The organism is Burkholderia sp. THE68 (assembly GCF_009938265.1).
Classification (GTDB): Bacteria; Pseudomonadota; Gammaproteobacteria; order Burkholderiales; family Burkholderiaceae; genus Caballeronia.
The window spans coordinates 517528-535678 of record NZ_AP022316.1 but is presented as its reverse complement, the minus strand read 5'-3'; the positions used below and the strand labels follow the sequence as shown (position 1 = coordinate 535678).

Annotated in this window: 14 protein-coding genes; 7 read left to right on the top strand and 7 right to left on the bottom strand. The window is 63.1% G+C overall.

Going from position 1 to position 18151, the window contains the following annotated elements; translation table 11 throughout:
- Positions 1-10 precede the first annotated feature (10 nt).
- Positions 11-991: a flagellar motor protein MotB gene (motB, locus tag BTHE68_RS15965; RefSeq protein WP_162067303.1), complete on the top strand. Its 981-nt coding sequence runs from the start codon at positions 11-13 to the stop codon at positions 989-991.
- Between the two features lie 651 nt (positions 992-1642).
- Here motB and BTHE68_RS15960 read toward each other — a convergent pair.
- Entirely contained in the window at positions 1643-2974 is a 1332-nt protein-coding gene (locus BTHE68_RS15960; RefSeq protein ID WP_162067302.1) for an Nramp family divalent metal transporter, read from the bottom strand.
- A 267-nt stretch (positions 2975-3241) separates the two neighbouring features.
- Between BTHE68_RS15960 and BTHE68_RS15955 the strand changes: the two genes are divergently transcribed.
- The 6 genes from BTHE68_RS15955 (at position 3242) to BTHE68_RS15930 (ending at position 12068) form a co-directional block, all read left to right on the top strand.
- The gene (locus BTHE68_RS15955; RefSeq protein WP_061174408.1) at positions 3242-3508 is read left to right on the top strand and encodes a DUF4148 domain-containing protein; all 267 of its coding nucleotides are present in this window, start codon (positions 3242-3244) and stop codon (positions 3506-3508) included.
- Positions 3509-3886: 378 nt separating this feature from the next.
- A complete protein-coding gene (locus tag BTHE68_RS15950) occupies positions 3887-7072 on the top strand; it encodes an efflux RND transporter permease subunit (protein WP_162067301.1) in 3186 nt (1061 codons plus the stop codon).
- Positions 7073-7093: 21 nt separating this feature from the next.
- Positions 7094-8332: an efflux RND transporter periplasmic adaptor subunit gene (locus tag BTHE68_RS15945; RefSeq protein ID WP_162067300.1), complete on the top strand. Its 1239-nt coding sequence runs from the start codon at positions 7094-7096 to the stop codon at positions 8330-8332.
- Positions 8329-9837, top strand: a complete 1509-nt coding sequence (locus tag BTHE68_RS15940) for an efflux transporter outer membrane subunit (protein WP_232078005.1) — start codon at positions 8329-8331, stop codon at positions 9835-9837. Before BTHE68_RS15945 ends, BTHE68_RS15940 begins: the two co-directional genes overlap by 4 nt.
- A 30-nt stretch (positions 9838-9867) precedes the next feature.
- Positions 9868-10581 carry a heavy metal response regulator transcription factor gene (locus tag BTHE68_RS15935; protein ID WP_061144901.1) on the top strand — a complete coding sequence of 238 codons (714 nt, stop codon included), beginning with the start codon at positions 9868-9870 and terminating at the stop codon, positions 10579-10581.
- Positions 10578-12068: a heavy metal sensor histidine kinase gene (locus BTHE68_RS15930; RefSeq protein ID WP_162067299.1), complete on the top strand. Its 1491-nt coding sequence runs from the start codon at positions 10578-10580 to the stop codon at positions 12066-12068. The genes BTHE68_RS15935 and BTHE68_RS15930 overlap by 4 nt, the downstream gene beginning before the upstream one ends.
- Positions 12069-12078: 10 nt before the next feature.
- Here BTHE68_RS15930 and BTHE68_RS15925 read toward each other — a convergent pair whose 3' ends face one another.
- From BTHE68_RS15925 to BTHE68_RS15900, 6 genes are all read right to left on the bottom strand, one after another.
- Positions 12079-12705 carry a hypothetical protein gene (locus BTHE68_RS15925; protein WP_162067298.1) on the bottom strand — a complete coding sequence of 209 codons (627 nt, stop codon included), beginning with the start codon at positions 12703-12705 and terminating at the stop codon, positions 12079-12081.
- 143 nt (positions 12706-12848) lie between these two features.
- On the bottom strand, positions 12849-13817 hold the full coding sequence (locus tag BTHE68_RS15920; protein ID WP_162067297.1) for a hypothetical protein: 969 nt from the start codon (positions 13815-13817) through the stop codon (positions 12849-12851).
- Positions 13818-13963: 146 nt separating this feature from the next.
- Complete coding sequence (locus BTHE68_RS15915) at positions 13964-14311, bottom strand: hypothetical protein (protein ID WP_174258053.1); 348 nt, start codon at positions 14309-14311, stop codon at positions 13964-13966.
- Positions 14312-14433: 122 nt separating this feature from the next.
- Positions 14434-14784, bottom strand: a complete 351-nt coding sequence (locus tag BTHE68_RS15910) for a hypothetical protein (RefSeq protein WP_162067295.1) — start codon at positions 14782-14784, stop codon at positions 14434-14436.
- Between the two features lie 174 nt (positions 14785-14958).
- Positions 14959-15105, bottom strand: a complete 147-nt coding sequence (locus BTHE68_RS15905) for a hypothetical protein (protein WP_162067294.1) — start codon at positions 15103-15105, stop codon at positions 14959-14961.
- A gap of 294 nt (positions 15106-15399) precedes the next feature.
- On the bottom strand, positions 15400-18129 hold the full coding sequence (locus BTHE68_RS15900; RefSeq protein WP_174258088.1) for a nitrate reductase: 2730 nt from the start codon (positions 18127-18129) through the stop codon (positions 15400-15402).
- Positions 18130-18151 lie beyond the last annotated feature (22 nt).

Here is an 18151-nt window from a genome sequence, read left to right as displayed (position 1 = left end):
CATAGACATCATGGCTGAGAAACCATCACGCGATCCGCTGCAGTCGGTGCTTGCGCCTACCGTCGTCGTGAAGCGCAAGAAGAAGGCGCACGGGCACGGTCATCACGGCGGCGCATGGAAGATCGCCTACGCCGACTTCGTCACCGCGATGATGGCGTTCTTTCTGCTGATGTGGCTGCTCGGATCGACGTCGAAGTACGACAAGGAAGGCATCGAGCAGTACTTCAACACGCCGCTCTCCGCGTTGTTCGGCAACGATGGCGGTGCGTCGGCGCATACCAGTGTCATCACGGGCGGCGGCAAGGATTTGTCGAGCACGCGTCCGGGCGAAGGCAACAAGACTCAGACGCAACCGGTACCGCAATCGATCGCGCGCGCGGCGGTGGCGATGGATGACTTGCAGAAGTTGCAGCAACTCAAGCAGAAGCTGATGGCGTTGATCGAACAGATGCCGGCATTGCGCGCGTTCAAGGATCAGATTCGTATTGCGATCACCAGCGAGGGATTGCGCATCGAGATCGTCGATTCACTCAAGCGGCCGATGTTCGCTTCGGGTAGCTCGAAGCTCGAAGGCTATGTGACGACGATTCTGACCAACATCGGCGCATCGTTGAACGATGTCGACAATCGCGTGTCGATTGCGGGGCATACGGATGCTGTGCCCTATTCAGGCAATCAGGCCGGGTATTCGAACTGGGAACTGTCGAGTGAGCGCGCGAATGCGGCGCGGCGGGCGCTGGTTGCCGGGGGCATGAAGGAAAGCAAGGTGCTGCAGGTGCGGGGGCTTTCTGATGTGCTGCCGCTCAATAAGGATGTCGTCGATGAGCCGACCAATCGGCGTATCAGTATTCTCGTGCTCAATAAGGCCGCCGAGCAGGCGTTCTTTCGTGATGGCGGGCGCACGACGGTGGATCAGACGCAGCCTGTCGATGGTGCTATTCCTGCGGCCGTGGCGGCCAGGTCTAATGTGCCGGTTGCTGTCGTGAAGTAGGGGGTTTTGTTTGTCGCCGGATCCCAACAACGTGTCGGTCTATTAGCGTTGCCCCTGTGCGGGGCGGCACCTACTTTCTTTGCTGCTGCAAAGAAAGTAGGCAAAGAAAGCAGCTTTCCCCATCCAAAGCACTTCATGCCGGCCGCGGCACAGGCGATCAGTCTTGGCACAGCAGTAGCGAGTGCCCTCGTAGGCCACATCGGGCTTGGACCGCGCACGGTCTGCCGCTTCGCACCACACGCGTGGCTGGTTCAGCACCAAATAGATCCGTCCCGCTTCGCGGCCGATGGGTACATCGGGTCTGCGTGCGCTTCTGCGTATCCTTTTTCTCGTCTGTTTCGCTTGCATACCCAACGGCAGCGCGCAGCGCTGTGCCGGAACTGTTTCGTGCTGAACCAGCGCGCTCAAACGACTAGCTTGTCAGACCGTGCGCGGTCCAAGCCCGAGATAGCCTTTGAGGGCACTCGCTACTGAGCCCACGAACAACGAGAATAGTGGCCAAATTGCGTGTGACCGCGGGCGTATCGAGCTGCTTTCTTTGGTTACTTTCTTTGCAGCAGCAAAGAAAGTGACTGCCGCCCCGCACAGGGGCAACGCCAATAGACCGACACGAATACAGGATCCAGCGACAACACCCGAGCGCCACGGCATTCACCCAAGCCATTCAGCAACCGTCTGCACCACCAGCCAGACATTCGCCGCACTGATCACCGCAAAGAGCGCCCAAACGACGATTCGCATAAACAGCGTGTTAGCAAACACCCCCATCAACCCACGATCATTCGTCATCCGAATCAGTGGATAAAGCGCAAACGGCAGTTGCAGACTCAGAACCACCTGACTCGCCACGAGCAACTTACCAACCGCCCCATTCCCCAACACATACACCCCGATCAACGCCGGCACGAGTGCGAGCCCCCGCGTAATGAACCGCCGCTGATAACACGGAATCTTCAACCGCAGAAAGCCTTCCATGATCACCTGCCCCGCAATGGTCCCGGTGAACGTCGAGCTTTGGCCTGACGCAAACAACGTCACCGCGAAAAGCACCGCCGCCAGTCCCGTCCCGACGATCGGCGCAAGCAGCTTATAGGCATCCTCGATCTCGGTGACTTGCGTATGCCCCGTCGCATGAAACGCGGACGCAGCAAGAATCAGAATCGCCGCGTTGATCAACAGCGCCAGAACGAGCGAAACGATCGTATCGATCCGCGAAAGACTGATCGCCGACGCAAGGCTCTTCGCATCACGATTCACGACCCGCGTCTGCACGATCGACGAATGCAGATACAGGTTATGCGGCATCACGGTCGCGCCGAGAATCCCGATCGCGAGATAGAGCGGCTCCCGATCGCTCAATGCGTGAATCGAAGGCACGAGCCCCGCCGCAACCGAAGGCCAATGCGGCTTCACGAGCACGAGTTCGACGATATACCCCACACCGATCGTCGCGATGAGCCCGAGCATGATCGCTTCGAGATCGCGGAAATTCTTGCCCTTCAGGCCAAGCACGATCAGCGTATCGAACGCGGTGAGCACCACGCCCCAGATCAGCGACACCCCGAACAGCAAATGAAACGCAAGCGCGCCGCCCAATACTTCCGCAAGATCGCACGCGATGATCGATAACTCCGCGAGCATCCATTGCACATTCGCGACCGGTTTCGCATAACGCTCACGCGATAACTGCGCGAGATCCTTCCCCGTGACGATGCCGAGTCGCATCGACAGACATTGCAGCACCATCGCCGCAAGGCTCGACAGCACGACGACAAAGAGCAGGCCATAGCCATATCGCGATCCGGCTTCGATATCCGTCGCCCAGTTGCCCGGGTCCATATAACCAATGGAGATGAGCAAGCCGGGGCCGGCAAACTGCAGAAGCTTCTTCCAGAGCGGCGCGCCTGGCGCGATGGCGACCGAGCCCTTGACTTCGGACGGGCAGAACGGCGCGGTGGCAGTGGTCGGCAGTTTGAACGGCAATTTATCGGTTCCTGATTTTGAAAGGCTTACAAACCGTCTCACGCGGGCGAGTCTATCACCGGCTGTCCGCGATGACAGATGCCCGTCGACGAGCTTTCACAGCTGATTCAGCAGACGCTCCAATCTGACCATAACGCCATCTGATCGCCAGCATCTCGTCACGGTCCGACGAATAGAATCCAGTGGTGGCTGTGGTAAGCGTGCCGACGCTGCACATCGCGCAACCCGCACGCCGCGTTCATCCTTCACTCGCTTGAGGAGTACGCCATGAAACTAGTCACACGCATCGCCGTCATCGCACTCGCCGCCGCACCGCTGGCCGCGTTTGCACAATCCGAAGGCCTCACGCGCGCCCAGGTCAAAGCGGACCTCCAGCGCGTCGAACAAGCCGGCTATAACCCGTCCGAGCGCGATGCGTTCTATCCGGACAACATCCAGGCTGCAGAAGCGAAGGTGCAATCATCGACCGCCTATGGATCGTCGTCCGATGGCTCGTCCGCTTCCGGTCAACCGGCCACGCAGAACGCCCAATAACCGGTCCTTCGCTTCATCGAGATACGCGCGGCTACCGCCGGCTGCGAACGATCCCGCGCCGTCTCGCTCACCCTCTCCTCATTTCGCGCCAGCGCGTCCGTCGCAAGTACCCGACGCACAGAGTTACTCGCACTGAAGCCGCGCTATTCCCGGTTTCAGTGACACAAGCACGCGGTCCTGACCACGTGCTTTCGCAAGCTTGCTTTCAAATCGCCTAATCTGACAGACGCGCCATATTCAAGCCATATTGTCGTTGGTACCCGGCCACTACCATAGCGACACTGATGGCGAATCGCCCGCCTCGTTCCGTCATTGCGTCTCGCGCGCCGCACCCGCTTCTCTTGCAGCGCCCTTCCCAAGCATCTTCCGAACGACTCAATGTGGATAGTCAACGTTGCGCTTAAGCGGCCTTATACGTTCATCGTGATGGCCATCATGATTCTGCTGGCGACGCCTTTCGTCCTCTTGACGACGCCAGTGGACGTGCTTCCCGAAATCGATATTCCCGTCGTCAGCATCATCTGGAATTACACGGGACTGTCCGCGCAGGACATGGCCAATCGCATCACGTCGGTCAACGAGCGCAGCCTCACGACGACCGTGAACAACATCGAGCACATCGAGTCGCAGTCTCTGCCCGGCATCGCGATCATCAAGCTCTTTCTGCAACCGACGGCGAACATCCAGACCGCCATCGCGCAAACCGTCGCTGTCGAGCAGGCGCAGTTGAAGCAGATGCCGCCGGGCGCGACGCCGCCGCTCGTCATCAGCTATTCGGCGTCGAGCATTCCGGTGATCCAGCTCGGCCTGTCGAGCCCGAAGCAATCCGAACAGGATCTGAACGACACCGCCCTCAACTTCCTGCGTCCGCAACTCGTGACGATTCCCGGCGCGGCGGTGCCCTACCCGTATGGCGGCAAGACGCGCCTCATCTCGGTCGATCTAGATACGCGCGCGCTGCTCGCCAAGGGCCTCACGCCGACCGATGTCGTGCAGGCCGTCAACGCGCAGAACCTGATCCTGCCGACCGGCACCGCCAAGATCGGCCCGAAGGAATACACGATCAACATGAACGGTTCGCCCGCGACGGTCGCGGGTCTGAACGACATCCCGGTACGCACGATCAACGGCGCGACCACTTACCTGCGCGAAGTGGCGCACGTGCGCGACGGCTTCTCGCCACAGACCAACATCGTGCGACAGGACGGTCATCGCGGCGTGCTGATATCCGTGCTGAAAAACGGTAACTCCTCGACGCTTTCCATCGTCAACACGTTGCAGGATATCTTGCCGCAGGCGCGCGCCTCGCTGCCGCCGGACCTGAAGATCAGCGCGCTCTTCGATCAGTCCGTGTTCGTGAAGGCCGCCGTGCAGGGCGTGGTGCGCGAAGCGCTGATCGCCGCCGCGCTCACCGCCGCGATGATCCTGCTCTTTCTCGGCAACTGGCGCAGCACCTGCATCATTGCAATATCGATTCCGCTCTCGATTCTGTCGTCGCTGATCGTGCTGCATGCGCTCGGGCAGACCATCAACATCATGACGCTGGGCGGGCTCGCGCTGGCGGTCGGCATTCTCGTCGACGACGCGACGGTGACGATCGAAAACATCGAGCGCCATCTGCACATGGGCACGAATCTGCACGATGCGATTCTGGAAGGCGCGGGCGAAATCGCGGTGCCCGCACTCGTTTCGACGCTATGCATCTGCATCGTCTTCGTGCCGATGTTCTTTCTCACCGGCGTCGCCAAGTTCCTGTTCGTGCCGCTCGCGGAAGCCGTCGTGTTCGCGATGATCGCGTCGTACGTTCTTTCTCGCACGCTCGTTCCCACGCTCGCGATGCTCTTGATGGGCCACGCGCACGCGCCCAACGCGAAGTCGAAGCCGAATGTTTTCATGCGGCTGCATCGCCGTTTCGATCGTGGTTTCGAACGCATGCGCGGCGCGTATATCGTCATTCTTTCGACGCTGCTCGTGAGAAGGCGTCTGTTCGCGTCGCTCTTTCTCGGCTTCTGTGTGCTCTCGACCGCGCTCGTGTTCGTGCTCGGCGAAGACTTCTTTCCGAGCGTCGATGCGGGCGATATTCGCCTGCACATGCGTGCGCCGACCGGCACGCGCATCGAGGAAACCGCGCGTCTGGCTGATCAAGTCGAAAAGGTGGTGCGCCAGATCGTGCCGCAAGACGAGCTCGCGACCATACTCGATAACCTCGGCCTTCCTTATAGCGGCATCAACCTTTCGTACAGCAACGCAGGCACGATCGGCACGCTCGATGGCGAGATACAGGTCGCGCTGAAACCCGATCACGCACCGACGCAGACCTACATCGATGAATTGCGCGCGCTGCTGCCGCACCGCTTTCCCGGCGTCGAGTTCTTCTTTCAGCCCGCGGACATCGTCACGCAGATCCTGAACTTCGGCCTGCCCGCCGCCATCGACGTGCAGATTCAAGGACAGAACGCGCAGGCGAACTTCGAAGTCGCGAGCAAGCTGATGAAGCAGATCCGCATGATTCCCGGCAATGTCGATACGCACATCCAGCAAAAACTCGACGAGCCCGCCATCGACTTGCAGATGGATCGCACGCGCCTGCAGCAACTCAATCTTTCAGCGAGCAATGTCGCGCAGAACGTGCTGGTATCGCTGTCCGGCAGCTCGCAAACCGCGCCGGGATTCTGGTTCAATCCGCGCAACGGCGTCGAATACAACCTCGCGGTGCAGACGCCGCAATACCAGGTCTCGTCGATCGACGAACTGCTGCGCACGCCGGTCTCCGCATCGCTCAACGGCCCCACGCAACTGCTCGGCAATCTCGTGCGCATCTCGCCGCAGACGCAGTTCGCGGTGGTCACGCACTACAACATCCGGCCGGTGATCGATCTCTTCGTGAGCGTCGAAGGGCGCGATCTCGGCGGCGTCGCCCGGCAGGTGAATCATCTCGTCGATGACGCGCGCCGCGCGCTTCCGCGCGGCAGCCAGATCATCGTGCGCGGCCAGGTCGAAACGATGCGTACGTCGTTCTTCGGCCTCGGCCTGGGTGTCGCGATGGCCATCGTGCTCGTGTATCTGCTGATCGTCGTGAACTTCCAGTCGTGGATCGATCCGCTCATCATCGTGAGCGCATTGCCCGCCGCGCTCGCGGGCATCGTCTGGATGCTCTTTCTCACCGGCACGCACCTGAGCGTGCCCGCGCTCACCGGCGCGATCATGACGATGGGCGTCGCGACCGCGAACAGCATCCTGATGGTCTCGTTCGCGCGGCAACGCCTGAACGCCGGCATGCCGCCGCTCACCGCCGCGCTCGAAGCGGGCGCGAGCCGCATCCGGCCCGTGTTGATGACCGCGTTCGCGATGATCATCGGCATGATTCCGATGGCGCTCGGCCTCGGCGAAGGCGCGGAACAGAACGCGCCGCTCGGCCGCGCGGTCATCGGCGGGCTTTTGTTCGCCACGGTTTCCACGCTCTTTTTCGTGCCGCTCGTCTTCGCGGGCATTCATGCGCGCCTCGTGCGCCGCGCTGCGCGCAAGGGTCGGGCGCAGCGCGAAGACGCCAGCGGCCAACACTGACATCACAGCACGTCCACGAACATGACCGAAAAGAACCACGCATCGCTTGCGATTCCCGCTCGCGACCCGAACGAAGGGCCCGCGCTGCCGCCACGCAACGTCGAATGGAGGCGTGCGAAAATCGCGCTCGTCATCGTGCTCGCGCTGCTCGCGATCGGCGCGGCGCGCACCGTCGTCACCGACATGCTGCATAGCCGCTCGATCGCAACCCGCACGCAGCAGAACGCGCAGCAGTACGTGAATGTCGTCATGCCGACGCACACCGACGGCGGCGGCGAAACGACCTTGCCGGGGACGCTGCGCGGCTTCGTCGAATCGCCGATCTATGCGCGCGCAACGGGCTATCTGCTGCACTGGTACGTGGATATCGGCGCGCGCGTGAAGCAGGGCCAGTTGCTCGCCGATCTCGACACGCCCGAGATCGATCAGGAACTCGCGCAAGCCGTCGCGCAGCGCGATCAGACCGCATCCAGCCTCGGTCTCGCGAAGAGTTCGCTCGAACGCTGGCAGCAATTGCGTCAACGCGATGCCGTGTCTCAACAGGAACTCGACGAACGTCAGAGCACCTTCAATCAGGATGTTGCGAATCTCGCCGCCGCCGACGCCAACGTGAAGCGCCTGCGTCAGCTCGAATCGTTCAAGCGCATCGTCGCGCCGTTCGCGGGCGTCGTCACGCAGCGCAACGTCGATGTGGGCGATCTCATCGATGCAGGCAGCGGCACGAGCCGCGCGCTGTTCGCGCTCGCGCAATCCGATCCGTTGCGCGTGTTCGTGCAGTTGCCGCAGGCGTATGCGCAAAACGTGACGGTCGGACAGGACGTGACCGTCACGCAAGCGGAACTGCCGGGCCAGCAATTTCACGGCAAGATCACGCATGTTTCCGGCGCCATCGACGTGCCCACGCGCTCGCTGCAGGTCGAAGTGACGCTGCCGAATCCCGATGGACGTCTGCGTCCCGGCGCGTATGTGCAGGTCGCGCTGCCCGCGAACGCGCATGCGCGCATGCTGGTGCCCGGCAATACGCTGCTGTTTCGCGCCGAAGGCCCGCGTGTGGCTGTGGTCGATGCGAACGGCCACGTGCATCTGAACAAGATCGTGATCGCGCAGGATCTCGGCCAGTCGCTCGAAATCGAAAGCGGCATCGAACCGAACGACAGGATCATCATCAACCCGAGCGATTCGGTCGCGGACGGCGATCATGTTGTGATCGCGCCGCAAGGGCCGCAACAGCCCGCGTCGGGCAGCAAGGCGGCATCATGAAAGCCGCGCTTTGCATCACGCTCGTCTCGATGCTCGCGGCATGCACCGTCGGGCCGGACTATCGCCGGCCCGTCGCCGAAACGCCGCCAACCTGGAAGACCGATTCGTACTGGCGCGTCGGCGAGCCGTCGCATGCGCCGCTCGCGCTCGACTGGTGGCAAGGCTTCGGCGACACCACGCTCAACGGCCTCGAATCGCAGGCGCTCGCGCAGAACCAGACGCTTGCCGCCGCGAGCGCGCATTACGCGCAGGCGCGCGCGACGCTCGCTCAAACGTCCTCGCTCGCGCTGCCCGAAGTCGATCTCGGCGCGAACGCATCGCGCTCGCGCGTCTCGAAGAATCGCCCCGTCACCAACTATGCGACGCCGAACAACTCGACCGTCCAGAACGATCTGAAGCTCGCGCCGACCGTCAATTACGACGTCGATCTGTTCGGCCGCATTCGACGCGAAGTGGAAGGCGCGCGCGCATCGGCCGACGAATCGCGCGACGATCTCGCCAATGCGCGGCTCGTGCTCACGACCGATCTTGCGAGCGACTACTTCTCGATGCGCGAGCTCGACGCGGAAATCGACGTGCTGAACCGCTCCGTCGTTCTGCAGAACAAAGCGCTCGATTACGTAAAGGCGCAACACGATCTGGGCGCGGTCTCCGGCCTCGACGTATTGCAGCAACAGGCGCTGCTCGACCAGACGCGCGTGCAGGCGCAGTTGCTGCTGAATCAGCGCGCGCAGTTCGAGCATGCGATCGCCGCGCTGGTCGGCACGCCCGCGCCGCAGTTCGCCATCGCGCCGGCGCTCGACGAACGCCCGCTGCCGCCGATCCCGCTCGGCATACCGAGCGACGTGCTGCAACGCAGGCCCGATGTTTCATCGGCCGAGCGCGCGATGGCCGCGGCCAATGCGCAGATCGGCGTCGCGAAGGCGGCGTTCTTCCCGAGCCTCACGTTGAACGGCACGATCGGCTGGGAGAGCACGGCGCTCTCCAGTCTGATTTCCGCGCCGAGCCTGTTGTGGACCATCGGCACGATGGCGAGCCAGGTCGTGTTCGATGGAGGACGGCGCGCGGCCGCTGTCGATTTCGCGAGCGAAGGTTATACCGCGGCCGTCGCGAACTATCGGCAGACGGTGCTCGGCGCGTTTCAGCAGGTTCAGGACGGCATCGTCGGATTGTCGGTGCTCGATGGCGCGGCGAAACAGTCGCACGCAGCCGTCGACGATGCGCAACACCTGCTGTCGCTCGCGAACGATCGCTATTCGGGCGGCCTCGTCGCGTATCTCGACGTGATCACCGCGCAGCAGCAACTGCTGACGAGCGAGCGTCAGGACGTGCAGATTCGCGGCCAGCAGCGCACTGTTTCCGTCGCGCTCGTGAAAGCATTGGGCGGCGGCTGGGACGCGCATGACGCGGCGCACGATGGCGAAGAAGTTGCGGATGCGGCGCAGACAAAACATCAGCAGGATCACCGCGAGACTCGTATAGTGAGCGGTGAGACAATGCGTTAAACACACACTGAACGCGCACAGGTGCCAGGCATGAAAGTCCTGATAGTCGAAGACGAACACAAGGTGGTGGATTACCTGCGCTCGGGGTTGACCGAGCAAGGCTGGGTCGTCGATGTCGCGATGGACGGCGAGGAAGGCACGCATCTCGCCATCGAATACGACTACGACGTGATCGTGCTCGACGTGATGCTGCCACGACGCGACGGCTTCGCGGTATTGAAGGCGCTGCGCATGCAGAAGTCGACACCCGTCATCATGCTCACCGCGCGCGATCACATCAACGATCGCGTGCGCGGTCTGCGCGAAGGCGCGGACGATTACCTGACGAAGCCTTTCTCTTTCCTCGAACTCGTCGAGCGTCTGCATGCGCTCGCGCGCCGCACGCGCGCGCAGGAATCGACGCTCATTTCGGTCGGCGATCTGTACGTCGATCTGATCGGCCGCCGCGCGACGCGCGACGGCGTGCGGCTCGACCTCACCGCGAAAGAGTTCCAGTTGCTCTCCGTGCTCGCGCGCCGTCACGGCGACATACTGTCGAAGACCGCGATCACCGAGCTCGTCTGGGAAGTCGATTTCGAAAGTCACACGAATGTCGTGGAAACGGCCATCAAGCGCCTGCGCGCGAAGCTCGACGGACCGTTCCGCACGAAACTGCTGCACACCGTGCGCGGCATGGGCTACGTGCTCGAAGTGCGCGAGGCCCGCGACACGCGCGAAACCAGGGAAGACGCGAGACCATCATGAACACGCCGTGGGCTGCATCGGTGCCGCACGAGTCATCCGAACCGCGGACGCAGCGCTCCATCGCGCGGCGTCTCGCCGTGATGTTCGCGCTCGTCGCGCTGTTCGTGTTCTCGCTGGTCGGCTCGGGACTGTTTCTCGTGCTGCGCGTGCAACTGGAGCAGCACTTGCGCGATTCTCTCGACAATCGCGCGGAAGTGGCGCGCCTCATCGTCACGCACGCATCGAATCCGGACAGATGGAAGATCGCGAAAGAGAAGCTCGCGGACATCACGCCGCGCGACGGCTCCACGCGCTTCGCGGTATCCAGCAACGATCCGCGCTTTGAATATGGCTCGCCGCCCCTGGGTAGCGTCACCAAGCGCCTGACGGGCGGCTACGCGCAGGTCCGCCCCGACGACCGCGCCTACGACATGCTGATGACCACGCTGACGATCCCGCCGAACGCGGACCGTCCGCCCTTGCAACTGTTCGTCGCGATCGACTGCTCGCCGAACGTCCACACGATGCGCGCCTTCGGTCTTGCGCTCGCGGCCTTCATGGCGCTCTCGACCATCGCGGTGCTGGTGCTGAGTTACTCGGTCGCGCGCCTCGGGCTCGCGCCGCTCACGCGTCTCACGCGCGATGCATCGAAACTGAGCCCGACCAACCGTTCGCAACGCCTGAACACCCGCGCCTTGCCGATGGAACTCGACGAACTCGCGAAGTCCTTCAACGGCGCGCTCGAACGGCTCGATCACGCATACGGACGGCTCGAATCCTTCAACGCCGATGTCGCCCACGAATTGCGCACACCGGTCACGATACTCATCGGTCAGACGGAAGTGGCCTTGACGCGCGATCGCTCGATCGACGAATTGCGTCACACGCTGCAATCGAATCTCGAAGAGTTCGAGCGCGTGCGCGCGATCATCAACGACATGCTGTTTCTCGCGCGCGCCGATCAAGGCGAACGCGCGACGGGCCTCGTCGAAGTGTCGCTCGCGGCCGAAGTCAATCGCACGCTCGAGTTTCTGGAAATTCCGCTGGAAGAGGCGCACGTCAGCGCGGTCGCGAGCGGCGATGCACGCGCTTACGTCAACACGTCGCTGTTCGGGCGCGCGATCTCCAATCTCGTGATGAACGCGATCCAGCACTGCACGCCCGGCGCGAAGATATCCGTGTCGATCACGCGCGAGCATGGACGCGTGCGCGTTGCGGTGGCGAACCCGGGCGAGCCGATCCAGCCGCAAGTGATGCAGCATCTGTTCGACCGCTTCTATCGCGCGGAAAGCTCGCGCACCAATAGCCGCGAGAATCACGGCCTCGGGCTCGCCATCGTCAAGGCGGTGGCGGAGATGCATCGCGGCACGGTGTCCGCGACGAGTCAGAACGGCATCAACACGTTCTCGTTCTCGGTTGCGCGTTTCGGCAGCGAGGGCCGGCCAGCGGAGGACGTGGCCCTGGCCGCGCCGCCGGTCGTCGAACCCAGCAAATCTGCTGCGACGTAAAACGCGTGCGTCACTGACAGAAGTACTCGTCCGATGCCGCCATCGGCGCGTCAGCCGTCGCCGGCTTGAAATGACTGTACTTGCGATATGTCTTGCCGCTCACCGTCACGGCCTCGGCGGCTTCCGTCTCGCCCGAGCCCGATGCGATCGCGCTGCTGTGCGCTTCGACATTGCCGTTGCTCCAGCTGCTCGCGCGCGCAAAGGTTCCGCCCTTCGACGTGTCGGTCCTGCTCTGCTCCGAGATCGCGTTCGTCACGGGATTGCCGAAGCCCTTCGTATCGATCGACGATTTCGGCGGCTCGTAGCCCCACTTCGACGTGAGCGTGCTCATGTCGATTTCCTGTGGTTTCCAGCCGATGATCTTCGCGCCGATCGCAAGCGGCGTCAGTTCCACAGCGACGATCTGCGTGCCGCGCCGCGCCACGAGCAGACACTTGCCGCCCGAACTTTGCAACGCGACATAACCGCTCGACGGCAACAGGGCAAGCGCCTGCGCATCGGGCATCGCCTGCACGCCGACCGGATTCGCGGCCCACACAACACCGGCGCTCACGTCGGCGTGAGCAACGAGCGGCGTCATCGCAACCATTGCACTCGCCGCGAGCGCGATGGCCGCCGTTTTCATCTGACTCTTCATCGCATGCCTCAGCGGGAAAACGAGGGTTGACTCTCCGGGACCAGTCTTTCCGAGCCAACCCTTGAAAGGGAGAGACGGCCCGATCGCTCAGGCGCGTCTCTGCTGCTCCATGGCGATACGCTGCCGCTGGATCTGCTGCCTCCTCACTTCACCAGCGAGACTTCGATCGTTTCGCCGATGGGCGTGCTCGCCACCTCGACGCCATGCGCGCTTTCGCTCTGATCGTACACGCGGGACGCGACCGGCGTCGGCTGCGCGACCTGCTTCGCGGGCGCCGGTTTCGCCTGGGCGGGCTCCGCGGCCTTCAGATTGACTTCCGGATTGTTCGCCGCCGTCACCGGCAGGCCGAGGCGCGCGCGCACCAGCGGATCGCGATACTTCTCGTCATCCGACAGCACCGCGTCCGCGCCCGACTTCGCAAGCGGCGTGGTCGTGCCCGGGCACAGATGGCCCGTCGCTTCGACCGCGCGGCGATTCGCTTCGCTCTGGCAGAGCAGCGCGAGCGCGACATCGGTCAGGCCCATCGCGCGGAATTCGCGCGCATCGAGACGGCGCACGCAAGCCTGGTCGACGAGCGTCGTGCCGCCGGTCGCGCCGAAGCCCGTGATCGACAGGCCGAAGCTCGCCGAGCCCATGCAGGTGTCGGAGAGCGTCGTCGTCAGCGCGGGCGCTGCGATCGACGGCGTCGTGCGTACGGAGTACGAGCTCTGGTTGTAGTCGACCGTGGTGCGCGTGTCGAAGGCGCTCGTGCCCGGACCGGTCGATGCCTTGCCGGTCGCGTCGGTGCCGCTCGCGTCGTTGCCCGAATTCGTGAGCGACGGCATCGACAGCGAGATGTTGACGTTCGACGAGCCGCCCTGCGCCGTCGACCGGCCGCCGCTGGCCGTCGCGACGCCGAGACCGCCCACCGACGAGGAATTGGAACTGGTGTTGGCCGTCGAGTTAGCCGACGTGCCGATGTTGTTCAGGCTCGAACCGCCGCCCTGACCGATGCCCGTGGACGTCGAACCCGAAACCGAGCCCGACGAGGAATTGGCGGTGGTGTCAGCATGGGCAAATTGCGCGGCGCAAAACAGCACGGCGCATGCCAATTGCAAAGTGGTCTTGTTCATTATGGTTCTCCGGAATTAAAGGGGAACGCCACAGCGCATGACGGTCCCGGACGACCTGGATTCTTTTTATTTGGTTCGGCAAAGGCGGTGTCCCGCAAGCATACGGCTCGTCATGACGCCGCCTCTGCCTTGACTGACAGACTGGCTTAGCGCCAGCCGCCGCCCAGCTTGCTCCATGCGTTGGCCGCTGCGTCCGCGCCCGAGGTGCCGCCCGCTTGCGCGTTGCCGCGACCGAAGCCGTTCACGTTCGACGTGTTGGTGTGGCTCGTCGTCGCGTTGGTGGCGTTGCCCGTCACGCCGAACAGGTTGCCCGCGACCGATTGCGCGTTGCCGTTCGCCGTGCCGTAGTTGGTGGCGCTGAAGTGGCCGAAGCCCGAGACGGAAGCCGACGTCGTGCCGCCCGAGGTCGAGGACGAGCTGGAGTTCGTGGTCGTGGCCATCGCGGCGACGGAGACGAACGAGAGCAGTGCGGCAGCGATCAGAGTGCGTTTCATGATTTGCATTCCTTATCGAAAAAGTAAGATTGGATTTCGTTTTTTGTTCTTCGAACTGCGGTCACACGGTTGCGGGAAAGCGAACCCCGTTGCGGCGAAGTCCGCCGTCCGTCGCCGTGTGCTTAGCGCCAGCCGCCGCCGAGCTTGCTCCAGGCATTCGCAGCGGCGTCGGCGCCCGACACGCCCGTGGCCGTCGAACCGCCGAAGCCCTTGCCGCCGACCGACGACGTGTTGATGTGGCCGGTCGTCGCGTTGGTCGTGTTGCCGGTCGAGCCGAAGCCCTGACCTGCCGTCGACGAAGCGTGGCCGTTGGCGATGCCGGCGTTGGTCGCCGTGAACGAGCCGAAGCCGTGCACGGCTGCAGCGGTGGTGCCGCCCGACGTCGAGCTCGAGCTGGAGTTCGTGCCCGTTGCAAAAGCAGCGGCGGAAACGAGCGAGAGAGCGGCGGCAGCTGCGATCAGTTTGCGTTGCATGGTGAAGTCTCCAAGTGTTGGCGCACATGAGTTTCCAGCTACATCGGCGCCGGCATGTAGCGGGTACGGCAAATAATTAGTTAGTATTCCTGCCTCAATCGCTTGTCCGAAATTCGTTTCGGTAAACCAGCGAGCGTTTGAAACAGGAAGCGCCAGGGGCGCGGGTCGGTTCGATCAGGAAACGTCGCGCACGTCGATCGGGCGAAACCGTCGTTCGTGCATTGATTCGATGCTGGCGTGTGACGGGCGAGAGGTTCCCGTCGAGCGGATCGCGGCGCGCTGGCCTTCCACCCTGTCGATTTGTTTTGCGTTCTTCTTCATCGCAATCCCCGTATGACTTCTTGCTTTTTGCTTTCAGGCTGATTACTGCTTGCCTTGTTTTGATGTGACTTTACGGAAGATGGATCGCGTCATGCGTGGGAGACCGAACACTACATTTCACGTGGTAATAATTCGCGGAAAAGTTTGGTTGGGCAGCGCTCATATGATCGGGCGATACGCCGGAAACGACCTGTTCACACGGGTTTGCGGGGATTTGTGTTGACGTCGTCAGGTCGCCGGAAACGAAAAAGCGGGCGACAAGCGCCCGCTTTCGTGCGTCAGACCACGCAGCGATCAAACCGTACTCAACCGCACCAACTCCGTCTCGACGATAAGCTTCTTCAACTCCGGCACGCACGATCCGCAGTTGCCGCCCGCCTTCAGACACGAGGTGATTTCCGCAGCGGTTTTCAGCCCCTTGTCGCGAATGGCATCGCAGATCGTATTGCGCCCGACACCGAAACACGAACACACGGTCGGCCCGGTGTCCTCGCCCTTGCCCATCGGCTGGCCGAGCAGGAGACTCGCGCGATCCTCGTCGTCGAGCCGGTCCTTTTCGAAGAGCGTCGCGAGCCACGCGCGCGCCGGCAAGTCCGGACGCTCGGAGATGAACACGCAACTCTCGATGCGATCGTCGACCACATGCGCCGCGCGATACACGCCCGCGCTCTTGTCCTCGTATTCGATCCAGTCCGCGTGATGATCGTCGATGTGAAAGAGCGCGCGCGCCCAGTCGTGATGATCGCCGTGCGCGGCATCGAAGCGATTGCGGCCCGCCATCTCATAGCGCACGAATCGCGCGCCATGCACGCGCGTCCAGTGCGTGACGCGCTCCAGATCGGGCACGCTGCGCGAAAGCGAAAAGCCGTGCCACGTCACGTGAAATTTCTCGATCGAAACGGGTGTGTGCTTGAATTCCGGCTCGCCCGACACCGGATCGACGACAGGATTCACCACCGCGCCCACGCGCGCATCGGAGGCCACCTGATCGTTCCAGTGAATCGGCACGAACACGCTGCCGCGCGGCATGCCGCCGCCGTGCTGCACGCGCGCGATCATCGAGCCCCAGCGGCTCGCCACGCGCGCGAGTTCCCCTTCACGCACGCCGCATGCAAGCGCGTCCTGCGGATGCATGTCGATGAACGATTCGCTGATATGCCCCGCGAGTTTCGCTGACCGGCCCGTGCGCGTCATCGTGTGCCATTGATCGCGTACGCGCCCCGTGTTGAGCACGAGCGGATAGTCCTCGTCGGGTGCGTTGACCGGCGCACGCGATGCCGTCGCGATAAAGCGCGCGCGGCCATCCGCATGACTGAAGCGGCGCGCTTCGAAGAGCCTCGCGACGCCGGTTTGCGCCGCCGCGGGCAACGGCCACTGCACGGGTTTCAGCGCGTCGTATTGCGCGCGGCTCATGCCGGACAGGCCGCTGATATCGAACGTGCGATACACGCCCGCTGCTGCGTCGTTGCGATACGCCGAGAGTCGCGCGTGTTCGTCGAAGATCGCGTGCGGCCCCGCGAAATCGAAGCCATCGAAACCCATCCACCGCGCGACATCGCAGATGATGCGCCAGTCCGCGCGCGCTTTGCCCGGCGCAGGAATGAACGCGCGCTGGCGCGAGATGCGCCGCTCCGAGTTCGTCACCGTGCCGTCCTTCTCGCCCCAGCCGAGCGCGGGCAACAGCACATCGGCGGACGCGTTGGTATCGGTGCGCTCGATGATGTCGGAACTCACCACGAGTTCGCACTTGTCGAGCGCACGCTTGACGCGATCGCCATCGGGCATGCTCACGACCGGATTCGTGCCCATGATCCAGACGGCCCTCACGCGGCCGGCTTCGATCGCATCGAACAATTCGACGGCCTTCAGACCCGCGCGTTCGGCGATCGCGGGCGAACGCCAGAACGTCTGCACGATCTCGCCATGCAACGGATCGCCGAACTCCAGATGCGCGGCAAGCGTATTCGCGAGACCGCCGACTTCGCGGCCGCCCATCGCGTTCGGCTGACCCGTGAACGAGAACGGCCCCATGCCCGGCTTGCCGATGCGCCCCGTCAGCAGATGACAGTTGATGATGCTGTTGACCTTGTCCGTGCCCGCGCTCGACTGGTTCACGCCTTGCGAGTACACCGTCACTACGCGCTCGGTGCGCGCGAACAGGCGATAGAACGTCATCAGATCATGCTGATCGAGCTTGCAGTCCTTCGCGGTCTGCGCGAGATCAGAGGGCCCCGCGGCGGCGAGCGCGGCATCGAAACCGTTGGTGTGCGCATCGACGAACGGCGCATCCGTAGCGCCGTGTTCCGCGAGAAACGCGAGCAGGCCGTTGAACAGCCGCACGTCGCTGCCGGGCTTGAGCGGCAGATGCAGGTCCGCCATCTCGCACGTCGCGGTATGACGCGGATCGATCACGACGATCTTCGCCTCCGGCCGCGTCTCTTTCATCTTCACGATGCGCTGAAAGAGAATCGGATGACACCATGCCGTGTTCGAACCGACCAGCACGATGAGGTCTGCGAGTTCGAGGTCTTCGTAGTTCATCGGCACGAGATCTTCGCCGAATGCACGCTTGTGCCCCGCCACCGACGACGACATGCAAAGACGCGAGTTCGTATCGATGTTCGCGCTGCCGATGTAGCCCTTCATCAGCTTGTTCGCGACGTAGTAGTCCTCGGTGAGCAACTGGCCCGATACATAGAACGCGACCGCATCCGGGCCGTGTTGCGCGATGATGCGCGAGAAGCCGGTCGCGACCGTGCCGAGCGCGTCGTTCCATGACACGTCGGTCAGCGACCCCGTCTGTCTGTCGCGCAGCTTCGGATTGAGCAGGCGGCCTTCGAGGCCCACCGTGTCGCCGAGCGCCGAGCCTTTCACACACAGACGACCGAAGTTCGATGGATGCGCTTCATCGCCGGCGACCGTCACTTCGGTCGCGCTCTTCGGGGTGGCCTGCACGCCGCAGCCGACGCCGCAATATGGGCACGTCGTTTTGACGGACGCGGTTTGTATCGGGATGATGGGCATGCTCACGTTCGGTTTCCTTGGC